Origin of the sequence: Loktanella sp. F6476L, from assembly GCF_023015725.1 — a bacterium.
Classification (GTDB): Bacteria; Pseudomonadota; Alphaproteobacteria; order Rhodobacterales; family Rhodobacteraceae; genus Yoonia.
This window is the reverse complement of record NZ_JALKAR010000009.1, coordinates 72,814-90,566: the sequence shown is the minus strand read 5'-3', so window position 1 is coordinate 90,566 and position 17,753 is coordinate 72,814. Positions and strand designations below refer to the sequence as shown.

Here is a 17,753-nt window from a genome sequence, read left to right as displayed (position 1 = left end):
ACCGTTCAGCAACAGTTTGCCATTATGACACATGTTTGATTTGCGCGAACGGGGTAGAATACCTAAGTCTACATCACATTATTTTGTATTTGACGGAGCGCGAGACCATGACGTCCGACTTCAAGTCCCTTTCCCGCCGCGGGTTTCTTGCGGCAACTGCAGCCACAGTTGGCACAGCCGCAATCGGTCAGACGAACAATTCGACCGAAATTGAAGGCGTGATTGGTGGTGGTGTGACACGCAACACGGCATCGTTCCGGTCGCTTGATTGGCGTCCGTATTTCCAAACGTTGGCTGGCGGTGCGATCCTGTGCGATCTGGAAAGCCGTGCGTTACATTTCTGGTCCGAGGATCAGAGCATTTATAAACTGTATCCAACGTCTGTTCCGTTGTCAGAGGATCTGACACGTCGCGGTCGCACAGAGGTTATTCGCAAGGTAGAAGGTCCGTCATGGGCCCCGACACCTGCGATGCGTGAACGCAACCCTGAATGGCCTGAACGTATTGGACCGGGTCCGGACAATCCGCTTGGCACACACGCGTTGTACCTAAGCTGGCAGTATTACCGAATCCACGGCACCCACGACACGCGCAAGATCGGTCGTCGGTCGTCGAATGGCTGCATCGGTTTGTATAACGAACACATCGCTGAATTGTACGGTTTGGTCGGCAATGGCGCCCAAGTGATGTTGATCTAGGATCACCTAACCGTAATTTTCTGAAGCCCCGTCACGATTGGCGGGGCTTTTTTATTGGGCGAATTGGGTGACCCAACTTCTCCGTGCAATTGAGCCACATTCACAACCAAAACCCAATGGTTGCACAAGTTTCATTTTGAAACGGACGGATTTCCACGGATACTGGCCTCATAAAAATAAATGCAGGTTACCGAAGTTATTGTTCTTAAAGAGTAAAGAACGGAAGCGTTCGGATAGGCCTGTGAGGCAGATCTTGGAGTTATATAATGAATTTGAGTGAATTGCTCATTGACGGCACAGGTGCGTCTAACGCATCCGCAGGCCCGACCGTCACAATCGCAGACCCGGTTACGGGAACATTTCGTATCGCCGCAGGGACCGGACAGGTCCAGTTAGGCTTTGCCGCATCGGACATCGCATCCACCCAACAGGTGGGTGATGATCTGATCCTGACGCTGGCCAACGGCGAAGTGATCCGGCTTGTCGATTATTTCGAGGTGTTTGAAGCTGGTGCCGGACTGGCGCTGGGCGGCGCTGCTGTGGCACTGGACAGCACCGCACTGCTTGGCGCGGCGGCTGGTGCTGGCGTTCTGGCTGCGGTTGCAGGCGGTGGCGGCGGTGGTTCCGATGATACAAGCGGTGGTGGAACTGGCGGTGATGGCGATGGTGATGGTGGAACCGGCGGCGATGGCGGTGGTACGATCGTTGATACAACGGCACCGGATGCGCCAACATTCACGAGTTACCGCGACGATGTTGGGTCGATCACCAGCACGACGAGCACGGCTGTTACAACCGACGATACGCGCCCCGCGTTGAATATCGGTGCCAATCTGGCGGACACACCGAAGCTTTACGTCAACGGTGTCGAAACCGCAGCGACATATTCGGCAGCCGACGGCACATTGACGCCCGATGCCCCGCTGGCGGAAGGCGAACAGACCCTTTCGGTGACGCTGACCGATGCCGCTGGCAATGAGAGCGACCAAGCAGATGCGACGTTGGATGTGGTTGTGGATACAACTGCGCCAGTAGCACCCGTTGTCGTCGCCGACGGTGACAAAGCGGTTTTGGGTACTGCAGGTGCAGGTGCGACTGTTGTGATCGATGTCGATGGAGACGGCGTGCCGGATCTCGAAACTGTCGCCGACGCTGATGGAAACTGGACGATCGAGGGTGACTTTGCAGTGGGATCGACGATTTCTGTGTTTTCGACAGACGAAGCCGGTAACACCAGCGACAAGGTCGACATCACGGTCAGGCCGATGAATGAGGTCACGATTACGGGGTCAGGGGAAGCGACGGCGATCCCTGAAAATGTCAACTGGGGAAATTTTGAGGCTGGGACAAATACGATTACGTTTGAGTTCAGCCAAGCGGTCGATAGTTCTAACTTCACTGAAAGTGATATTATCGTTGCTAACGGCACACTTGTTGCAGGCAGCTTGACGGGTAGTGGCACAACTTGGACCGCAGAAGTGGTTCCTGATCTAGCCGTCGGGCATTCGAACGTCGCGGTTGATATTGCGGCGTATTCTGTGACCTCACCTTCCGGTGTGCTGAATACGGCTGGAGCAAACGAAACTAGTCTTATTTATCCGTTTTATGAGACAAGCTATCCCTATGTTTTGGATGCAGACATAACGGACTGGGACACGTCCAATCTGGTAAACATGGATGGTGCATTTTTCCGTGCGAACGCTTTCAATCAGGACATAGGTGGTTGGGATACGTCAAGTGTCACTGTAATGGATGGAACGTTTCTTAACGCGTATGTATTCGATCAAGATATTGGTTCTTGGGATACGTCGAATGTCGAATCGATGTCTTACATGTTTGCTGACGCCACGGTATTTAATCAGGACATAGGTGGTTGGGACACCTCAAATGTCGAATCTATGTATGAGATGTTCAATAGTGCAGAGGAATTCGATCAAGATATCGGTGACTGGGACACATCGAGTGTTACCGACATGAAAGATATGTTTGATGGAGCTAAGATTTTCAATCAGGACATCGGTAGGTGGGACACCTCAAGCGTGACTGACATGACAGCCATGTTTGGCGACACTGAAATGTTCGACCAGGACATCGGAGGTTGGGATACATCGAGCGTTAAAAGTATGCGTTCCATGTTCAATCGCGCTGTTGCTTTCAATCAGGACATCAGCGGTTGGGATACATCCAGTGTTACGAATATGGGGTCGATGTTTAGAGAAAGCAGCACATTTGATCAAGATATTGGTGATTGGAACGTCTCAAGTATCACTGAGGGGGATCGGGATAGTATGTGGCAGATGTTCGAGGGTGCCACAGGGATGTCGTCCGAAAATATGGATGCTTCGTTGAATGGCTGGGCCACGATTGATGGGGCGGCTGGTGAAACGGCTCTAGCTGAGGGTGTGGAGCTAACTGTCGCTGCATCTGCGACTGACGCGACTGCGATTCAGCATTTGGAAGACGCGTACGGTTGGGTTGTTGACGGGATGGATTTCGATGCAATTGATGGTTTGCAGGTTGGCGACAATGCGGCCGATGATACCGTTGTTCTTGCTGCCGGTGGTGAGACGTATCACGGGCTTGGTGGTAACGACACGATCACCGGTGGTGATGGTGATGACGTGATCTTTGGTGGTACTGGCGATGATTTGATCACGCTGGGTGCGGGTGAGAACCTTGTCGTTTATGGTCACGCTGATGCGGGTGCCGATACGATCACTGATTTTGAACGCGGTATTGATGCTTTGGACGTGTCGAACCTGTTGATCGGTTACGATGACGGTGATGACATCTCGGATTGGGTGACTGCAGCGGACGACGGGTCTGGTGGTACGACTTTGACCATTTCAGAAGTAGCGGGCGGAGCCGATACGATCACGATCAATCTGGACGGTGTTGCGCATACCACGACGCTTGAAGATGATATGGTTACCGACGGCAGTCTTGTCGTTATCTAAAATGAAAAACGGCAGGGGGTTTGAAACCTCCTGCCGTTTTGCGTCTTTTCGTATCGTTGCGATCAACTGCGCTGTTTAGCGCCCAGCGGACGAGAATGACCGCCGCACGTCCGGGCCTATGCCCAGCCAGCTTGCTGTGACTTGTTGCAGGTGGCGCGTGATGCGGACCTTTTGCGTTTCGCCTTGCTGGAATGCTTCGAATGCGGCTTCGCCGACGTGCGCTTCCAAATCTGCACGAATGAATTCCGGTTCTGTCAAAGGTTCGCCAGTGCGCGCATCGACCACTTGAATGCTGAAGGCGATGTTATGCACTGCAGATGGTGCTTTTGCCCGCGCGAGTGGTGTTAGTGCGTGGAATTCATGCAGGGTCACATCCAAGTTCACAGCTTTGGACCCGCGCAACGGGCGTGCACCGCGACGGACGCCGTCCGTCACAATTTCCGCGACTTGCACTCTACGATCACCGACTGGATCTTCGTGCCAAACAACGTCAGCGTTTGGTGCGTAAGAATTCGTTTCGGTCGTCGTCAGGTCGTCTGGTATCGCGACGTTTACTTCACGTACGCGCCATTTTTGTGAAACGGTGTTTTCGATACCTGTGCTATAGTCTGTTTCCCAGCTGCCGGAACATCCAGCAAGCAAAGCAAGGCATAGCGTTAAGATTCGAGCTTTCATTGGGCTCCTCCATCGGAAAAGAAATTTATTCCAATGTAGGTACTGTCCGATTCTGTCCGGAATGCGACTTTTTTATCGAGAATATCCGAAAGATACGGGGAATATTCTAAAGATAGTATCACATTTTAAATCATGCGCTGGATTCGCCGAATGCCTACCGTAGCCAGCCGCGTAAGTTCCTATTGATGATCCCTGATAGTGCATTGATGTGCGCCGGATCATCGTTGAGGCATGGGATATAGGTGAAGTGTTCGCCGCCAGCTTCTTCGAAGCTTTCTTTGATCTCTTCGTTGATTTCTTCCAACGTTTCGATGCAATCGGCAGAGAATGCAGGCGCGCAGATCGCGATGTTCTTGATGCCCTCTTCAGATGCCATACGCGCCACTTCTTCGACGGTGTAGGGTTTCAGCCACTCTTCGCGGCCAAAGACCGATTGGAACGTCGTGCGGATCTCGGTGTCCGCCCATCCCAGCCGTTCTTTCAGCAGGCGCGTCGTTTTCTGGCATTCGCAATGATACCGGTCGCCTTCCATCAGATACCGGATCGGCATGCCGTGGTACGAACACACGAGGACGTCCGGCTTTTTGTCAGCCTTTGCGTAGGCGGCTTCGATAGATTTGGCGAGCGCATCGATGTAGGCCGTGTCTTCGAAATACGGTTCAACAATCCGCGCGATGGGTTGCTGTTTTTGCGCGATCAGGGCACGGAAAAACTGGTCGTTTGCGGTTGCTGATGTGGCCCCTGCGTAGTGCGGGTACAGCGGGAAAAACAGGATTTTGGTGCAGCCTGCATCGACCATTTCCTGCACTTTGGATTTGGTGGAAGGGTTGCCGTAACGCATGCAGAAATCCACGCGCACGTCGTCACCGTATTCGGCGACCATTTTGGCGCGGATCGCTGCGGTCTGCTTTTTGGTGATGGTCAGAAGTGGGCTTTCGTTGTCTTCTTCGTTCCAGATGGATTTGTAGGCCGCGCCTGACGAAAAAGGCCGTTTGGTCAGGATCACCAGCTGCAAGAGCGGTTGCCAAATCCAGTTCGAGATATCGACAACGCGTTTGTCGGACAGGAATTCGTTCAGATAGCGGCGCATTGACCAATAGCCGGTGTCGTCTGGTGTGCCGAGGTTGGCCACAAGCACGCCAACACGTGCCGGTTTCACCTTCGGGTGGTCAGGCTGTGCGTGAACAGGACAAACGGCAGGGCGTTCAGATGAGGTTTCTTGTGCATCAAACATGGTCATGGCCCGTCATTATCGCGATTTGGTGGTTTATGAAATGGAATACGCGCAGGCGCGTCGATTGGACTTATTTTAGTGGTGTTTCATCGGTGCCAAGCGCATCGGCCAGTCGTGTCTTGGCGCTACCCGGTCGCAAGGGTTGCGGTTGGCTTTCTGCTGGTGCCCATCCTGTCAGCGTGATGATTTCGAAGGTGGCTGTGACCCGCTTGCCGTCTTCTGCGCGGAAGTTGTCGGCGTAGATCGTCGCGGCTTCAGTCAGCATGTTACGGGGGGTGAATGTTTTAATCCGGTCGGACAGGGAGTTGTTTTCGCCCATCTTGCGCAGGTCATGCATCAGGTGAAACGCGTTGGCGTAGCTGACCTGCAAGGGTGTGCCGTCTGCCACTGGCAATGCGAAACCTGCCCGTTGCAGCAAACCACCAAGGTCACGAATTTCGCCCATGGGCGCGATGCGCGGGGACAATCCGCCCGTGACGGCGATTTCCGCTTCAGCTAGCGATGTCCGCAATTCGTTCAGTGTTTGCCCGCCAAAGCTGGCCGCAAGGAACAACCCGTCCGGTTTCAGTGCCCGCCGACATTGTACCAGTTGCCCAACGGGGTCGTTCGCCCAATGCAGCGCGAGTGTATGCAGGACCAGATCGTAGGTTTCGACTTCGAGCGCGAGGGTGTCGTCATCGCCCACAATTGTGGCGTCCGGATACTTTGCCGCCCAGAATTCTGGAAAGCCGGTGACAATCGCGATCTTTGTAAACGTTCTGTTAACCTCGATCAGTCTTTCCTGAAATTCGTCGGCGACGACGTCGTGCAAGAAAAGCGCGTCGGGCAAGGCCCTATCACGGTGACGGGTCAGGGCGGCGCGGTCGGTGATATTCGGTGGCGTATCCATAAGGGGGATTTAGAGCGTGCAAGCCTTAATGCAAAGTGTCGTTCGATCAATTTATCCGCCGCAATGTGTCGCGTGCGAAACGGCAACCGAGGCCGAACATGGTTTGTGCGGCCCATGTTGGGCGCAAACCGCATTTATTAGCGGGTTGGTGTGCGACACCTGCGGGGCGCCGCAATTGGGTGAGGATCACGGAGATCGCATCCAATGCGATGATTGCATGACAATCGCCCGCCCGTGGGAACGCGGCCGTGCAGCGTTGGAATATCGCGGGATTGGCAGGCGATTGGTGTTGGGTTTGAAGCATGGCGATCGATTAGATCTGACGTGGCCTGTTGCCGGATGGATGGCTGCGCGTTCGCAGCCGATCATGCGCGAAGATACGGTGATTGTGCCGGTGCCGTTGCATTGGTCGCGTTTGATCAAACGGCGGTATAATCAAGCTGCGGCCTTGGCGGTGGATCTTGGGCGTCATCTGGGGCGACCGGTGATTGTGGATGCATTGACGCGGACGAAAGCGACCAAACCGTTGGATGGGATAGGGCGCACAGCCCGCTTTGCGGCTTTGGCGGGTACTATTACCGCCCATCCGAAACGGGGTCTTTTGCTGGCTGGCAAGTCGGTTCTGATTGTCGATGATGTGATGACATCCGGGGCGACCTTAGCTGCCGCAACAGAGGCTGCGCGGGCCGCTGGTGCCGCAAACGTGTCTATTGTTACTCTGGCGCGTGTGGTGAAGGATACCTAGATAGGCGCTGACCCGCACTGAAAGGATTGCCCGATGGCTAACATTGAAATGTATATCAAACCCGGTTGCCCGTATTGCCATGCGGCTGCACGCTTGCTGGACAACAAAAAGGCCAGCTACAGCACAGTCAATATTCTTGCCCAACCCAACAAGCGCCCTGAAATGATCAAGCGTGCAAATGGGGGATCGACGGTTCCGCAAATCTTCATTGATGGAAAACACATCGGTGGCTTTGACGACCTGAACGCGTTGAATGCGCGTGGCAAGCTGGACCCGCTTTTGGCGGCATGAAAGTAGCTTTACTTCAGATCACGTCAGGACCTGATCCGGTCCAGAACCTTGCGATGGTGCGCGCTATGGTGCGCGATGCTGTCCGGCAAGGGGCCGGATTTGTCCTGACACCTGAAGTCACGAATTGCCTGACATCAAGCCGCGCCGCACAGGCCGCGGCTTTGTCGTTAGAAGACGACGACATCACGCTTGCCGCGTTGTGCGCCGATGCTAAGGCGCTGGGCGTTTGGATTTCTATCGGGTCACTGGCCTTGAAAACCGGTGATCCGGATGGGCGTTTTGCCAATCGGTCGTTCATGATCAACCCGCAGGGCGATATCGTCGGGCGCTATGACAAGATCCACATGTTCGACGTGACCGTGTCCGAGAAAGAGACCTATCGCGAATCGAAAGGATATCGTCCCGGAGATCACGCAACATTGGTCGAAACGCCATTTGGCACGGTTGGCATGTCGATTTGTTACGATATTCGTTTTGCCTATCTCTATCGCACATTGGCGCAGGCTGGTGCCGATATTCTACTGATTCCTGCTGCTTTTTCACCGGTGACGGGCGCTGCCCACTGGGAAACATTATTGCGCGCAAGGGCCATAGAAACAGGGTGTTATGTCCTTGCCGCCGCCCAAACGGGCACGTTTGACCCCGCTGCCGAGCGTCCGCGCACGACCTATGGGCATTCGATGGTGATCAGTCCGTGGGGTGACGTTTTGGCCGACGGTGGTACGGATGCGACGATTGTAATGGTTGATATTGACCCTGCGGAAGTGTCACATGCGCGCAAACGCATTCCCGCGCTCACCCATGATCGAGATTTTACAGGTCCCTGATGATTGACGACTCCGATAATCTTGCTGCGACGTTATTCAGCGAGATTCTGGCGGTGGATCAGTTGGCGCGTGCCAGTGTCGCGAAGGTGTTGCCAAAGGGGATGGAGCTGTCCCATTTTTCAGTACTCAATCATCTTGCCCATAGCGGTGTGGAACGGTCCCCCGGTGAATTGGCGCGTACGTTTCATCTGACCCGTGGTGCGATGACAAACACGCTAGGCAAGCTGGAATGGAACGGTTGGGTTCATATCCGGCCCGATTGGGATGATGCGCGGCGTAAGATGGTTGCCATTTCGCCAGCGGGCATGTCCGCGCGTGACGCCGCAATTCACGCGATTTCCCCGCTGATTGCCCAAATCGTCAAGGATATAGGTCCGATGCGTGTGCGCAGTACGCTGCCTGTTTTGCGCGAAATGCGACAGCGGTTAGCTGACGCCTGATAGCTGCCTGACCACCTGTAAATTCAAGTCGATCACGCCAACTTGATGCTGACGCAAGGTGAGAGGAACCCTTTGCCGTGCGCCGAGTTACATCCCCAAGTTCAAGAATTGGAAAGGACCGATCTTATGAAGATTTTGATGGTTTTGACGTCACACGATCAACTTGGTGACACAGGCAAGAAAACCGGCTTTTGGCTGGAAGAATTTGCAGCCCCTTATTACGCGCTGAAAGATGCGGGCGCGGAAGTCGTGCTTGCATCCCCGAAGGGTGGTCAGCCACCGATTGATCCAAGCAGCGACAGCGAAGATTCCCAGACAGACGCAACGCGTCGTTTCAAAGATGACAAAGATGCGCAGGCTGATCTGGCGGACACAGCTGTTCTGGCTGACGTGCAAGACGCTGGTTTCGATGCGATTTTCTACCCAGGTGGTCACGGCCCATTGTGGGATCTGGCCGAAGATGCTGACAGCATTCGTCTGATCGAAACCTTTGCGGCAAGCGACCGTCCGGTTGGTGCTGTTTGTCACGCCCCTGCGGTGTTCAAGCACACCAAAGGTGCCGACGGCAAACCGCTAGTGAACGGCAAGCGAGTCACCGGTTTCACCAACACCGAAGAAGATGCTGTTCAGCTGACAGATGTTGTGCCGTTCTTGGTTGAAGACATGCTGAAAGCGAACGGCGGTCAGTACGAGAAGTCCGACGATTGGGCGTCTTTTGCGATCACTGACGGCAAACTGGTGACAGGCCAGAACCCTGCGTCATCAGAAGCAGCGGCAGAGCAGCTTTTGGCCCTGCTGAAGTAAATCGATGTTACAAGTAACGAGTGATGGGGCGGGCCGATTGGTCCGCCCTTGTTTTATGCAGGTTTGATCGCCGCTGTCACGTAGTTCACCGAAAGGTCGCGATCAGAAATTCGCCAGTTCCACATGATCGGATTGAACTGGAATCCCTTGCGGTCCACAGGGTCCATGCCTGCGTTGCGCAATAGGTCGAACAATTCGTCTGGCGTGATGAATTTGCTGAATTCATGCGTGCCTTTTGGCAGCCAGCGCATCACGTGTTCTGCGCCGACAATGGCCATCATAAAGCTTTTGGGGTTGCGGTTAATGGTTGAACAGATGTGCAGCCCGCCGGGTTTCAACAGTTGCCGACACGCCGTCAGGAACCCGAGCGGGTCAGCCACGTGTTCCACAACTTCCATGTTCAGAACAACGTCAAACTGTTCGCCGTCTTCTGCCATCGCTTCCGCTGTATTGTGTCGGTAATCGATGGTTAGACCTGATTGCTGCGCGTGAATCTCAGCCACGGGAATGTTGCCTGCTGCCGCGTCAACGCCCACAATCGTCGCCCCAAGCCGCGCCATCGGTTCGCATAACAACCCGCCGCCGCAGCCGATGTCCAAGATGCGTAGCCCGTCGAATGGTGCAGGCCCGTTCAGGTCCCGTCCGAACTCTGCCGCGATTTGACTGGTGATGTAATCCAGCCGACAGGGGTTCAGCATATGCAGCGGCTTGAACTTGCCTTCCAAATCCCACCATTCAGCGGCCATGGCTTCGAATTTGGCGATCTCGGCGGGGTCTACTGTGTTGGTTGCTGCATCGGTCATATCGTGGTCCATTTCCTGTCTTCGGGTGATGGTTTCCCGTCTCAACACGCTATATAGGTCGTTTATGGACAAGGTCGTAGGTCAAAAGCGCACAGGCGCACATCTGTATCCCCCGATGGACCCGTTTAATCAGCAAATGCTGGATACGGGCGACGGGCATTCCATCTATGTGGAACAATGCGGCAATCCGAACGGGATTCCTGTTGTTGTCCTGCATGGCGGGCCCGGTGGTGGCTGTAGCCCAGCGATGCGTCGCTATTTTGACCCAAGTGTTTATCGGATCGTTTTGTTTGATCAGCGTGGCTGTGGTCGGTCGCGACCCCATGCAAGCGTTATTAACAACACAACATGGCATTTGGTGGCGGATATCGAGATGATCCGCGAGGCGTTGAACATTGATCGGTGGATCGTGTTTGGCGGCAGCTGGGGGGCGACCCTGTCGCTGATCTACGGACAAACGCATCCCGAGAGCACGGCCGCGCTAGTGTTGCGCGGCGTCTTCTTGATGACCCAACCCGAGCTGGACTGGTTCTATGGCGGTGGGGCTGGTCGGTTCTGGCCTGATCTTTGGGCAAAGTTCACTGATTTGATCCCAGAAGACGAACACGATGATTTTATCGCGGCGTATCACCGGCGCCTTTTCTCGGGCGATTTGCCGATGGAATCGCGGTATGCGCGCGCGTGGGCGGGTTGGGAAAACGCATTGGCGTCGATTGAATCAAACGGTTCAACTGGCGAAAGCCCGTCTGATTACGCCCGCGCCTTTGCACGGCTCGAAAATCACTATTTCGCCAATGCCGGATTTTTGACCGAGGACCAGCAAATCTTGAACAATATGGACAAGATTGCAGATATCCCTGGCGTGATTGTGCAGGGGCGTTTTGACATGATCTGTCCGCCGGTTTCTGCCCACACGCTGGCCAGCAAATGGCCAAAGGGGCGTTTGGTCATGATCGGAAAAGCGGGGCATGCATTGTCCGAACCGGGCATCAGTCGAGAACTTGTGCACACGATGGATATGTTCGCGGACAAGCGCGACTTTCTGAATTTCTGAACCAGACTTTCTGAATCTCGAGGGTTTACAGCCGCGTCTGTGCCGTTAACTTGTAAGCATCCTCAGGGGAACTTAGAATTTTGGGCAACGTCCTAACCATTATACTTCAACGCCTTGCACTAGGCGTTCTCACGCTTCTCATTGTTTCGATTGTGATCTTTGTTGCTGTGAACTTGCTTCCGGGTGATTTTGCACAGCTGATCTTGGGTCAAGGGGCTACAGAAGAATCCGTCAATCAAATCCGCAAAGACCTTGGGTTGGATCAGCCGTTGATCACGCGCTATTTTGGCTGGCTTGGCGGGATGTTGACCGGTGATCTTGGTACCAGTTTCGCGCAGTTGAACTTTACGTCAAACTTGGGCGGCGTGAATAACGTGACCGTGCTGGATCAAATCCTGCCACGGTTGAGCAACACATTGTTCCTTGCTGGTGTGACTGCAATGATCGCTGTGCCGATTGCTGTGACGCTCGGCATTCTGGCCGCGTTGTATCGCAACACAATCTTTGACCGCGCCGCGAATATCGCAACGTTGAGTTCGATTTCGTCGCCAGAGTTCTTCATGGCCTATGTGCTGATCCTCGTGCTTGCCGTGATCAACCCGCTGTTGCCATCGCTGTCCAACATTTACGACGGGATGCCGTTTGGCGAACGTCTGGAAAAGACAATGCTGCCTGCGCTTACGCTTACATTGGTCGTGACCGCGCATATGATGCGGATGACACGCGCGTCGATTATCAACTTGCTCGCTTCACCCTATATCGAAATGGCCCGTCTCAAGGGTATGTCGCCGATGCGCGTCATCGTGAAACACGCCCTGCCGAATGCGCTGGCCCCGATCATCAACGTGATCGCATTGAACCTTGCTTACCTGATCACTGGTGTGGTCGTGGTTGAGGTGGTGTTTGTGTATCCGGGTATCGGCCAGCTGTTCGTGGATAGTGTGAAAATCCGCGACATTCCGGTCGTCCAAGCCTGCTGCCTGATCTTTGCAGCTGCTTACATCCTGTTGAACCTCACGGCGGACATCATGTCGATCCTGAGCAATCCGCGTCTGAGGCATCCGAAATGATCAATCTTCTTATTGCACTTGTTGTGATCGCGGGCCTTGCGTGGGTGATGCGGTTTGCCGGCCAAAAAGTGACGAACAACGCCCCGAAATTCCGCGACATGTCTTACGGCGTGGCCTTTGGTTATGTCTTGGGTGCTGCGTTGTTGGTCTGGCTTGCATGGGCTTACATGCAAGCACGGTCCGACGATCCGCTCGTCGCGAACAAGTTCTTCTTTTTGAAGGCGGCGATTGAAGGGTTTGTCATCTTTGCCATTGCGGCTTGGCTGTTCAAGCAACTGGGCCAGTATGTTGGCACCGCATGGTCGAAAAAGATGTTCCGGTCTATGCCGTTGACTGCTGCTTTTGGAGTGCTGATCATCATCATTTACGTCGTTGTTGCGGTGTTTGCGGGTGCAATCGCCCCTTACGGCCAAGACGAGATTATCCAAGGTGCTGCTGCAAACGTTGTGGCTGGCGGTGATCCTGCGCTGGGCGGTGATCCTGCGTATCCGTTGGGTACAGATCAGATCGGTCGCGACATTCTTAGCCGCCTGATTTACGGCGCACAGAACACAGTTGGGATCGCGTTTATCACGACAGTGCTGGCCTTCTTGCTTGGCGGGACGTTTGGTTTTCTAGCCGCCGTTCTGGGTGGCTGGCTTGACCAGTTACTGTCGCGTGCTGTGGACGTGTTGATGGCGATCCCGTCGTTGATTTTTGCGCTCTTGCTGATGACAATCGCGAGCGTGTGGTCATCGCAGCTGGGTATTCCGCTGACGATATTTATGGTCCTGATTATTGCTGTCATCGACAGCACCCGCGTGTTCCGTCTGGCCCGTGCCGTTGGTCAGAACATTGTTGTGATGGATTATATCGAGGCTGCGAAACTGCGCGGTGAAGGCATGGGTTACCTCGTGTTCAAGGAAATCCTGCCAAATGCGACTGCACCTTTGCTGGCCGAATTTGGTCTGCGTTTCTGCTTTGTGTTCCTGACGATCGCTGCGCTGTCGTTCTTGGGTGTGGGTATCCAGCCGCCTTTGGCTGACTGGGGCACGATGGTGCGCGACCTTGCCGGTTTCATCAACTACGCACAATTTGCGCCGCAAGCGTCGGTGACACCGTTGTTGGCTGCGGGTGCGATTGCCTTGCTGACCGTTGCTGTGAACTTTGTCGTCGACTGGATGCTACATAAAACGTCGGGGTTGAAGGAATGAGCGATCAACTGGTCAAAATCCGCAATCTCTGGCTTGAGGGCCGCAGTGACGAAACGTGGAACCCGATTATCAACGGTGTCGATCTTGACCTGAAGAAGGGTGAAGTTCTGGGACTGATCGGTGAATCCGGCGCGGGCAAGTCTACACTTGGTTTGGCTGCGATGGGATTTTGTCGCGATGGCGTGCGTGTGTCGAAAGGCACCGTCGAATTTGATGGCATTGATCTTTTCAGCGCCTCTGCCGCGACGAAACGGTCTTTGCTTGGTAAACGGATCGCCTATGTGGCGCAGTCTGCTGCTGCGAGCTTTAACCCAGCACATAAAATTCTTGAACAGCATGTTGAGGCACCGACCCAGCATGGTGTGATGGGCAAAGCTGAATCCGAAGCGGACGGAATGGAGCTGTATCGCAAGCTTCGCCTGCCTAATCCGAATGAAATCGGGTTTCGGTATCCGCATCAGGTATCTGGTGGTCAATTGCAGCGTGCGATGACCGCGATGGCGATGGCTTGTCGTCCCGATCTGATCATCTTTGACGAACCGACAACTGCTTTGGATGTGACGACGCAGATCGAAGTGTTGGCTGCGATCCGCGAGATCGTTGAGGAATTCAACACCGCTGCGATCTACATCACGCATGATCTGGCTGTTGTCGCCCAGATGGCCGACCAGATTAAGGTGCTGCTGAAGGGTGACGAGGTGGAAACCGCTGATACCCGCACGATGCTGGCTACGCCGACACAGGATTATACAAAATCGCTGTGGGCTGTGCGTAGTTTTGAACGCCCTTTAAAAGCGCCTGTTGTTGCGGGTGCTGTGCCTGTGGTGTCGGTCAAGAATGTTGATGCCGCTTACGGGAAAATCCCTGTGTTGCATGATGTCAGCTTTGACATGCACGAAGGTCGTACAGTCGCTGTTGTTGGTGAATCCGGCTCAGGTAAATCGACGACGGCCCGGTGTATTACCGGTTTGCTGCCACCAAGCGCTGGCGAGATCAGCTTTGGCGGCGAAGTGATGCCGGCCAACTATAAGCAACGTACGAAAGACCAGTTGCGTCAGGTGCAGATGATTTATCAGATGGCTGACACCGCGCTGAACCCGCGTGTCAGCGTCGGCAATATCATCGCCCGTCCTGTGCAGTTCTACACTGGGCTGTCAGGTCGTGATCTGCGCAAGCGTGTTGATGGTCTGATGGATCAGATCGAACTGCCTGCGGATGAATACTACAACCGCCTGCCGTCTGAATTGTCAGGTGGTCAAAAGCAGCGGATCGGGATCGCCCGTGCGCTTGCCGCTGAACCGAAGTTCATCATTTGCGACGAAGTCACGTCCGCGCTTGATCAGCTTGTTGCTGAAGGAATCCTGCGCCTTTTGGCGCGTTTGCAGGACGACCTGTCGCTTTCTTATATGTTCATTACCCATGACCTTGCGACCGTTCGTGCCATCGCGGACGAAGTTGTGGTGATGAAAGAAGGCCGTGTCGTCGAACAAGGCCCCAAGCGGGACATGTTTAAACCGCCGCATCATCCGTACACGGATTTGCTGTTGTCATCGGTGCCTGAAATGGATCCTGATTGGCTGACCAATTTGCTTGCAGAGCGCGGTGTGGATAACATTGGCGATGCAGCCATTGATAATATGTAAAGCATTCATCCGTTTCATACGGACGACAAAATAGGGCGGTAAACGCCTGACAACAAACTAGGGAGAAATACAATGTTACATGGAATTAGCAGACGTAGTCTGTTGAAGACCGGCGCAGCCGCTGGTGTTCTGGGCCTGACAGGTATGCCGCTTCGTGCGCAAACAAAGGGTGGCAAACTGACTGCTGGTCTTGGTGGCGCGAACACATCCGATAGCTGGGATGCGCGTACCCATTCTGACATCTTCATGATCGCAGCCGCACACGGTACGGTTTTTGATTGTCTGACAGAGGTTGCAGCAGACGGTTCGCTTGTTGGCGAATTGGCTGAAAGCTGGGAAGCATCAGCAGATGCGAAAACCTGGACATTCAACCTGCGGTCTGGCGTGACGTTCCACAACGGCAAAGCGTTCGGCGCTGACGATGTGATCGAATCCCTGCAGATGCACATTGGTGAAGATTCAAAATCAGCGGCCAAGCCGATTGTTGAAGCGATCACCGAGATGAAGAAAAACTCTGATCTGCAGATCGAATTCACGCTTGCCTCTGGCAACGCTGACTTCCCATATCTGATGTCAGATTATCACATCTGCATGTACCCAGCTGGCATGATCGAAGAAGCGATCCAGAACGGTATCGGTACGGGCCTTTACAGCGTTGTTGCGTTTGATCCAGGCGTGCGTTTCGTTGGTAAGCGCGTTCCAGATCACTACAAAGGCGACGAAGTCGGCTACTTTGATGAAGTTGAATTCATCGCGATCAACGACAACACAGCGCGTATGAACGCACTGATGACGGGTCAGGTTGATACGATCAACCGCATCGACTTTAAAACCGAAGGTTTGTTGAAAGCGAACCCTCAGTTGCGCATTCAAGAAGTGACGGGCAACCAGCACTACACATTCGCAATGCTGACAGACAACGCGCCGTTTAACGACGTCAACGTTCGTCGTGCCCTGAAGTACGGTATCAACCGTCAGGAAATGGTCGACAAGATCCTGCTGGGTCACGGTGCTGTTGGTAACGACACGCCAATCGGTCCTGCTAACCAGTACTACCACTCTGAAATGGATCAGCTTGAGTACGATCCGGACAAGGCAGCATTCTATCTGAAAGAAGCTGGTCTCGACAGCTTGGACGTCGATATCTCAGCGTCTAGCGCTGCGTTTGAAGGTGCTGTTGATGCGGCTCAGCTGTATCAATCATCCGCTTCCTCTGCAGGCATCAACCTGAATGTGGTTCAAGAACCATCAGACGGTTACTGGTCCAACGTATGGCTGAAGAAGAACTTTGCGGCTGTTTACTGGTCCGGTCGTGCGACTGAAGACTGGATGTTCTCGACTGCTTATGAAGCTGGTGTGCCTTGGAACGATAGCCAGTGGGGCGCTGAAGACAGCCCACGCTTCCAAGAGCTGCTTTTGGCAGCCCGCGCAGAGCTGGATGCTGACACACGTCGCAGCCAGTACCATGAAATGCAGGAAATTCTGCGTGACGATGGTGGTGTTCTGGTTCCAATGTTTGCCAACTACGTGCAGGCTGTGAACAACCGGATCTCTTCACCTGACACAGTGGGTAACCTGTGGCAGATGGATAACGCCCGTATGGCAGAGCGTTGGTCTGTGGCGTAAGCCAGTCAACCTGATTGAATAGAAAACGCCCTGCCGGAAACGGTGGGGCGTTTTGTTTTGCAGCATAGGCCCGCCGCGGGCAGCTGCAGCGAAGCCTTTTGATCGCGCAATGCGACGTTAAGGTTAACTTTGCGCCATACTTTCGCCAAATCGGTCTGCCAAAACCTACCCGTTGGGATAAGTATTGGATGTTTATTGTATGAAAATGTTAACTGGTTCTGGTCGTTTTAAGATCAGCGTTTTTGCCTACCAAGTTTTTGGAATTGCTACGTTATTTCTATTAGCCTCTCATTCCACAGCCATCGCAGACAGCACTGTCGATGCAACGTCGAGTCGCGGCTATCTATCGGAGACGCTGGTCGGGATTGAAACGGTGCAAACAAGTGACGCAATTTTGTCGTCAGCGCCTATCGGTAGTCTTGAAGGAAAATTGTATGCCTATCAGCAAGCGCGTCTTGCTTTGGAAGGTGCAGTCGCAGCCCAGAACGAAGCTTATGCGGATTACCAAAGTCTTCTGCTGGTCGCAAAGGCGCGCGAAACCGCTGGCGCCGCGTCGGACCGACATCACTTTGCGGTGGCTGAAGCTGCAAATACCTACAATTGGTTCCAGCAGCGCGCCGAGGAAGCCCAGAGCGTGACGCAGGCAGCACTGCTAAATTTGAGCGATGGCCGTGGGTTGTCGGACATGGCGATGCGCGAATTGCACGCCATGTTGGGGCTTTAGTCCATCTGTCTTGGTCTTTGTTGAACTGATTGATTGCCCAAGTATGACTTGGGCGATCTGCGCCCCCTTGCAGTTGAAGG

At 54.0% G+C, this 17,753-nt stretch carries 17 protein-coding genes; 13 read left to right on the top strand and 4 right to left on the bottom strand.

Annotated elements, in window-relative coordinates:
• Positions 1-107 precede the first annotated feature (107 nt).
• Both MWU61_RS16055 and MWU61_RS16050 read left to right on the top strand, forming a co-directional pair.
• Positions 108-698 carry a L,D-transpeptidase gene (locus tag MWU61_RS16055; protein ID WP_247129466.1) on the top strand — a complete coding sequence of 197 codons (591 nt, stop codon included), beginning with the start codon at positions 108-110 and terminating at the stop codon, positions 696-698.
• A gap of 266 nt (positions 699-964) precedes the next feature.
• Positions 965-3,655, top strand: a complete 2,691-nt coding sequence (locus MWU61_RS16050; RefSeq protein ID WP_281502208.1) for a BspA family leucine-rich repeat surface protein — start codon at positions 965-967, stop codon at positions 3,653-3,655.
• A 75-nt stretch (positions 3,656-3,730) separates the two neighbouring features.
• Here MWU61_RS16050 and MWU61_RS16040 read toward each other — a convergent pair whose 3' ends face one another.
• From MWU61_RS16040 to MWU61_RS16030, 3 genes are all read right to left on the bottom strand, one after another.
• Entirely contained in the window at positions 3,731-4,330 is a 600-nt protein-coding gene (locus MWU61_RS16040) for a DUF6778 family protein (protein ID WP_247129464.1), read from the bottom strand.
• A gap of 154 nt (positions 4,331-4,484) precedes the next feature.
• Positions 4,485-5,570 (bottom strand): ferrochelatase, encoded by a 1,086-nt coding sequence (gene hemH / locus MWU61_RS16035; protein WP_247129462.1) that lies wholly within the window; start codon positions 5,568-5,570, stop codon positions 4,485-4,487.
• Between the two features lie 64 nt (positions 5,571-5,634).
• Positions 5,635-6,453: a methyltransferase domain-containing protein gene (locus tag MWU61_RS16030; RefSeq protein WP_247129461.1), complete on the bottom strand. Its 819-nt coding sequence runs from the start codon at positions 6,451-6,453 to the stop codon at positions 5,635-5,637.
• Between the two features lie 28 nt (positions 6,454-6,481).
• Here MWU61_RS16030 and MWU61_RS16025 point away from each other — a divergent pair, with 28 nt between their 5' ends.
• From MWU61_RS16025 to MWU61_RS16005, 5 genes are all read left to right on the top strand, one after another.
• Entirely contained in the window at positions 6,482-7,198 is a 717-nt protein-coding gene (locus MWU61_RS16025) for a double zinc ribbon domain-containing protein (RefSeq protein ID WP_247129486.1), read from the top strand.
• Positions 7,199-7,231: 33 nt separating this feature from the next.
• Positions 7,232-7,489: a glutaredoxin 3 gene (gene grxC, locus MWU61_RS16020; protein ID WP_247129459.1), complete on the top strand. Its 258-nt coding sequence runs from the start codon at positions 7,232-7,234 to the stop codon at positions 7,487-7,489.
• Positions 7,486-8,316, top strand: coding sequence for a carbon-nitrogen hydrolase family protein (locus MWU61_RS16015; RefSeq protein WP_247129457.1), 831 nt, complete (start codon positions 7,486-7,488; stop codon positions 8,314-8,316). Before grxC ends, MWU61_RS16015 begins: the two co-directional genes overlap by 4 nt.
• Positions 8,316-8,756, top strand: a complete 441-nt coding sequence (locus MWU61_RS16010) for a MarR family transcriptional regulator (RefSeq protein WP_247129455.1) — start codon at positions 8,316-8,318, stop codon at positions 8,754-8,756. Before MWU61_RS16015 ends, MWU61_RS16010 begins: the two co-directional genes overlap by 1 nt.
• A gap of 126 nt (positions 8,757-8,882) precedes the next feature.
• Positions 8,883-9,560: a type 1 glutamine amidotransferase domain-containing protein gene (locus tag MWU61_RS16005; RefSeq protein ID WP_247129454.1), complete on the top strand. Its 678-nt coding sequence runs from the start codon at positions 8,883-8,885 to the stop codon at positions 9,558-9,560.
• A 53-nt stretch (positions 9,561-9,613) separates the two neighbouring features.
• On the opposite strand, the gene ubiG is transcribed toward MWU61_RS16005, so the two are convergent.
• Positions 9,614-10,363, bottom strand: a complete 750-nt coding sequence (gene ubiG / locus MWU61_RS16000) for a bifunctional 2-polyprenyl-6-hydroxyphenol methylase/3-demethylubiquinol 3-O-methyltransferase UbiG (RefSeq protein WP_247129453.1) — start codon at positions 10,361-10,363, stop codon at positions 9,614-9,616.
• Positions 10,364-10,427: 64 nt separating this feature from the next.
• On the opposite strand from ubiG, the gene pip reads away from it, so the two are divergent.
• From pip to MWU61_RS15970, 6 genes are all read left to right on the top strand, one after another.
• Positions 10,428-11,417, top strand: coding sequence for a prolyl aminopeptidase (gene pip / locus MWU61_RS15995; protein WP_247129452.1), 990 nt, complete (start codon positions 10,428-10,430; stop codon positions 11,415-11,417).
• Positions 11,418-11,497: 80 nt separating this feature from the next.
• On the top strand, positions 11,498-12,487 hold the full coding sequence (locus MWU61_RS15990; RefSeq protein ID WP_247129451.1) for an ABC transporter permease: 990 nt from the start codon (positions 11,498-11,500) through the stop codon (positions 12,485-12,487).
• On the top strand, positions 12,484-13,680 hold the full coding sequence (locus MWU61_RS15985; RefSeq protein WP_247129450.1) for an ABC transporter permease: 1,197 nt from the start codon (positions 12,484-12,486) through the stop codon (positions 13,678-13,680). The genes MWU61_RS15990 and MWU61_RS15985 overlap by 4 nt, the downstream gene beginning before the upstream one ends.
• Positions 13,677-15,323 (top strand): ABC transporter ATP-binding protein, encoded by a 1,647-nt coding sequence (locus MWU61_RS15980; RefSeq protein ID WP_247129449.1) that lies wholly within the window; start codon positions 13,677-13,679, stop codon positions 15,321-15,323. Before MWU61_RS15985 ends, MWU61_RS15980 begins: the two co-directional genes overlap by 4 nt.
• Positions 15,324-15,395: 72 nt before the next feature.
• Entirely contained in the window at positions 15,396-16,949 is a 1,554-nt protein-coding gene (locus tag MWU61_RS15975) for an ABC transporter substrate-binding protein (RefSeq protein WP_247129448.1), read from the top strand.
• Positions 16,950-17,148: 199 nt separating this feature from the next.
• Positions 17,149-17,673: a hypothetical protein gene (locus MWU61_RS15970; RefSeq protein WP_247129447.1), complete on the top strand. Its 525-nt coding sequence runs from the start codon at positions 17,149-17,151 to the stop codon at positions 17,671-17,673.
• The last annotated feature ends 80 nt before the right edge of the window (positions 17,674-17,753 follow it).

What these genes read in the sequence shown, in the direction of transcription:
- hemH (WP_247129462.1), bottom strand. Translation starts at nt 5,570, where the DNA reads ATGACCATGTTTGATGCACAAGAAACCTCATCTGAACGCCCTGCCGTT.
- MWU61_RS16005 (WP_247129454.1), top strand. Translation starts at nt 8,883, where the DNA reads ATGAAGATTTTGATGGTTTTGACGTCACACGATCAACTTGGTGACACA.
- MWU61_RS15975 (WP_247129448.1), top strand. Translation starts at nt 15,396, where the DNA reads ATGTTACATGGAATTAGCAGACGTAGTCTGTTGAAGACCGGCGCAGCC.
- MWU61_RS15970 (WP_247129447.1), top strand. Translation starts at nt 17,149, where the DNA reads ATGAAAATGTTAACTGGTTCTGGTCGTTTTAAGATCAGCGTTTTTGCC.
- MWU61_RS16040 (WP_247129464.1), bottom strand. Translation starts at nt 4,330, where the DNA reads ATGAAAGCTCGAATCTTAACGCTATGCCTTGCTTTGCTTGCTGGATGT.
- MWU61_RS15985 (WP_247129450.1), top strand. Translation starts at nt 12,484, where the DNA reads ATGATCAATCTTCTTATTGCACTTGTTGTGATCGCGGGCCTTGCGTGG.
- MWU61_RS16055 (WP_247129466.1), top strand. Translation starts at nt 108, where the DNA reads ATGACGTCCGACTTCAAGTCCCTTTCCCGCCGCGGGTTTCTTGCGGCA.
- MWU61_RS15980 (WP_247129449.1), top strand. Translation starts at nt 13,677, where the DNA reads ATGAGCGATCAACTGGTCAAAATCCGCAATCTCTGGCTTGAGGGCCGC.
- MWU61_RS16050 (WP_281502208.1), top strand. Translation starts at nt 965, where the DNA reads ATGAATTTGAGTGAATTGCTCATTGACGGCACAGGTGCGTCTAACGCA.
- MWU61_RS16010 (WP_247129455.1), top strand. Translation starts at nt 8,316, where the DNA reads ATGATTGACGACTCCGATAATCTTGCTGCGACGTTATTCAGCGAGATT.
- ubiG (WP_247129453.1), bottom strand. Translation starts at nt 10,363, where the DNA reads ATGACCGATGCAGCAACCAACACAGTAGACCCCGCCGAGATCGCCAAA.
- grxC (WP_247129459.1), top strand. Translation starts at nt 7,232, where the DNA reads ATGGCTAACATTGAAATGTATATCAAACCCGGTTGCCCGTATTGCCAT.
- MWU61_RS16030 (WP_247129461.1), bottom strand. Translation starts at nt 6,453, where the DNA reads ATGGATACGCCACCGAATATCACCGACCGCGCCGCCCTGACCCGTCAC.
- MWU61_RS16015 (WP_247129457.1), top strand. Translation starts at nt 7,486, where the DNA reads ATGAAAGTAGCTTTACTTCAGATCACGTCAGGACCTGATCCGGTCCAG.
- pip (WP_247129452.1), top strand. Translation starts at nt 10,428, where the DNA reads ATGGACAAGGTCGTAGGTCAAAAGCGCACAGGCGCACATCTGTATCCC.
- MWU61_RS16025 (WP_247129486.1), top strand. Translation starts at nt 6,482, where the DNA reads ATGCAAAGTGTCGTTCGATCAATTTATCCGCCGCAATGTGTCGCGTGC.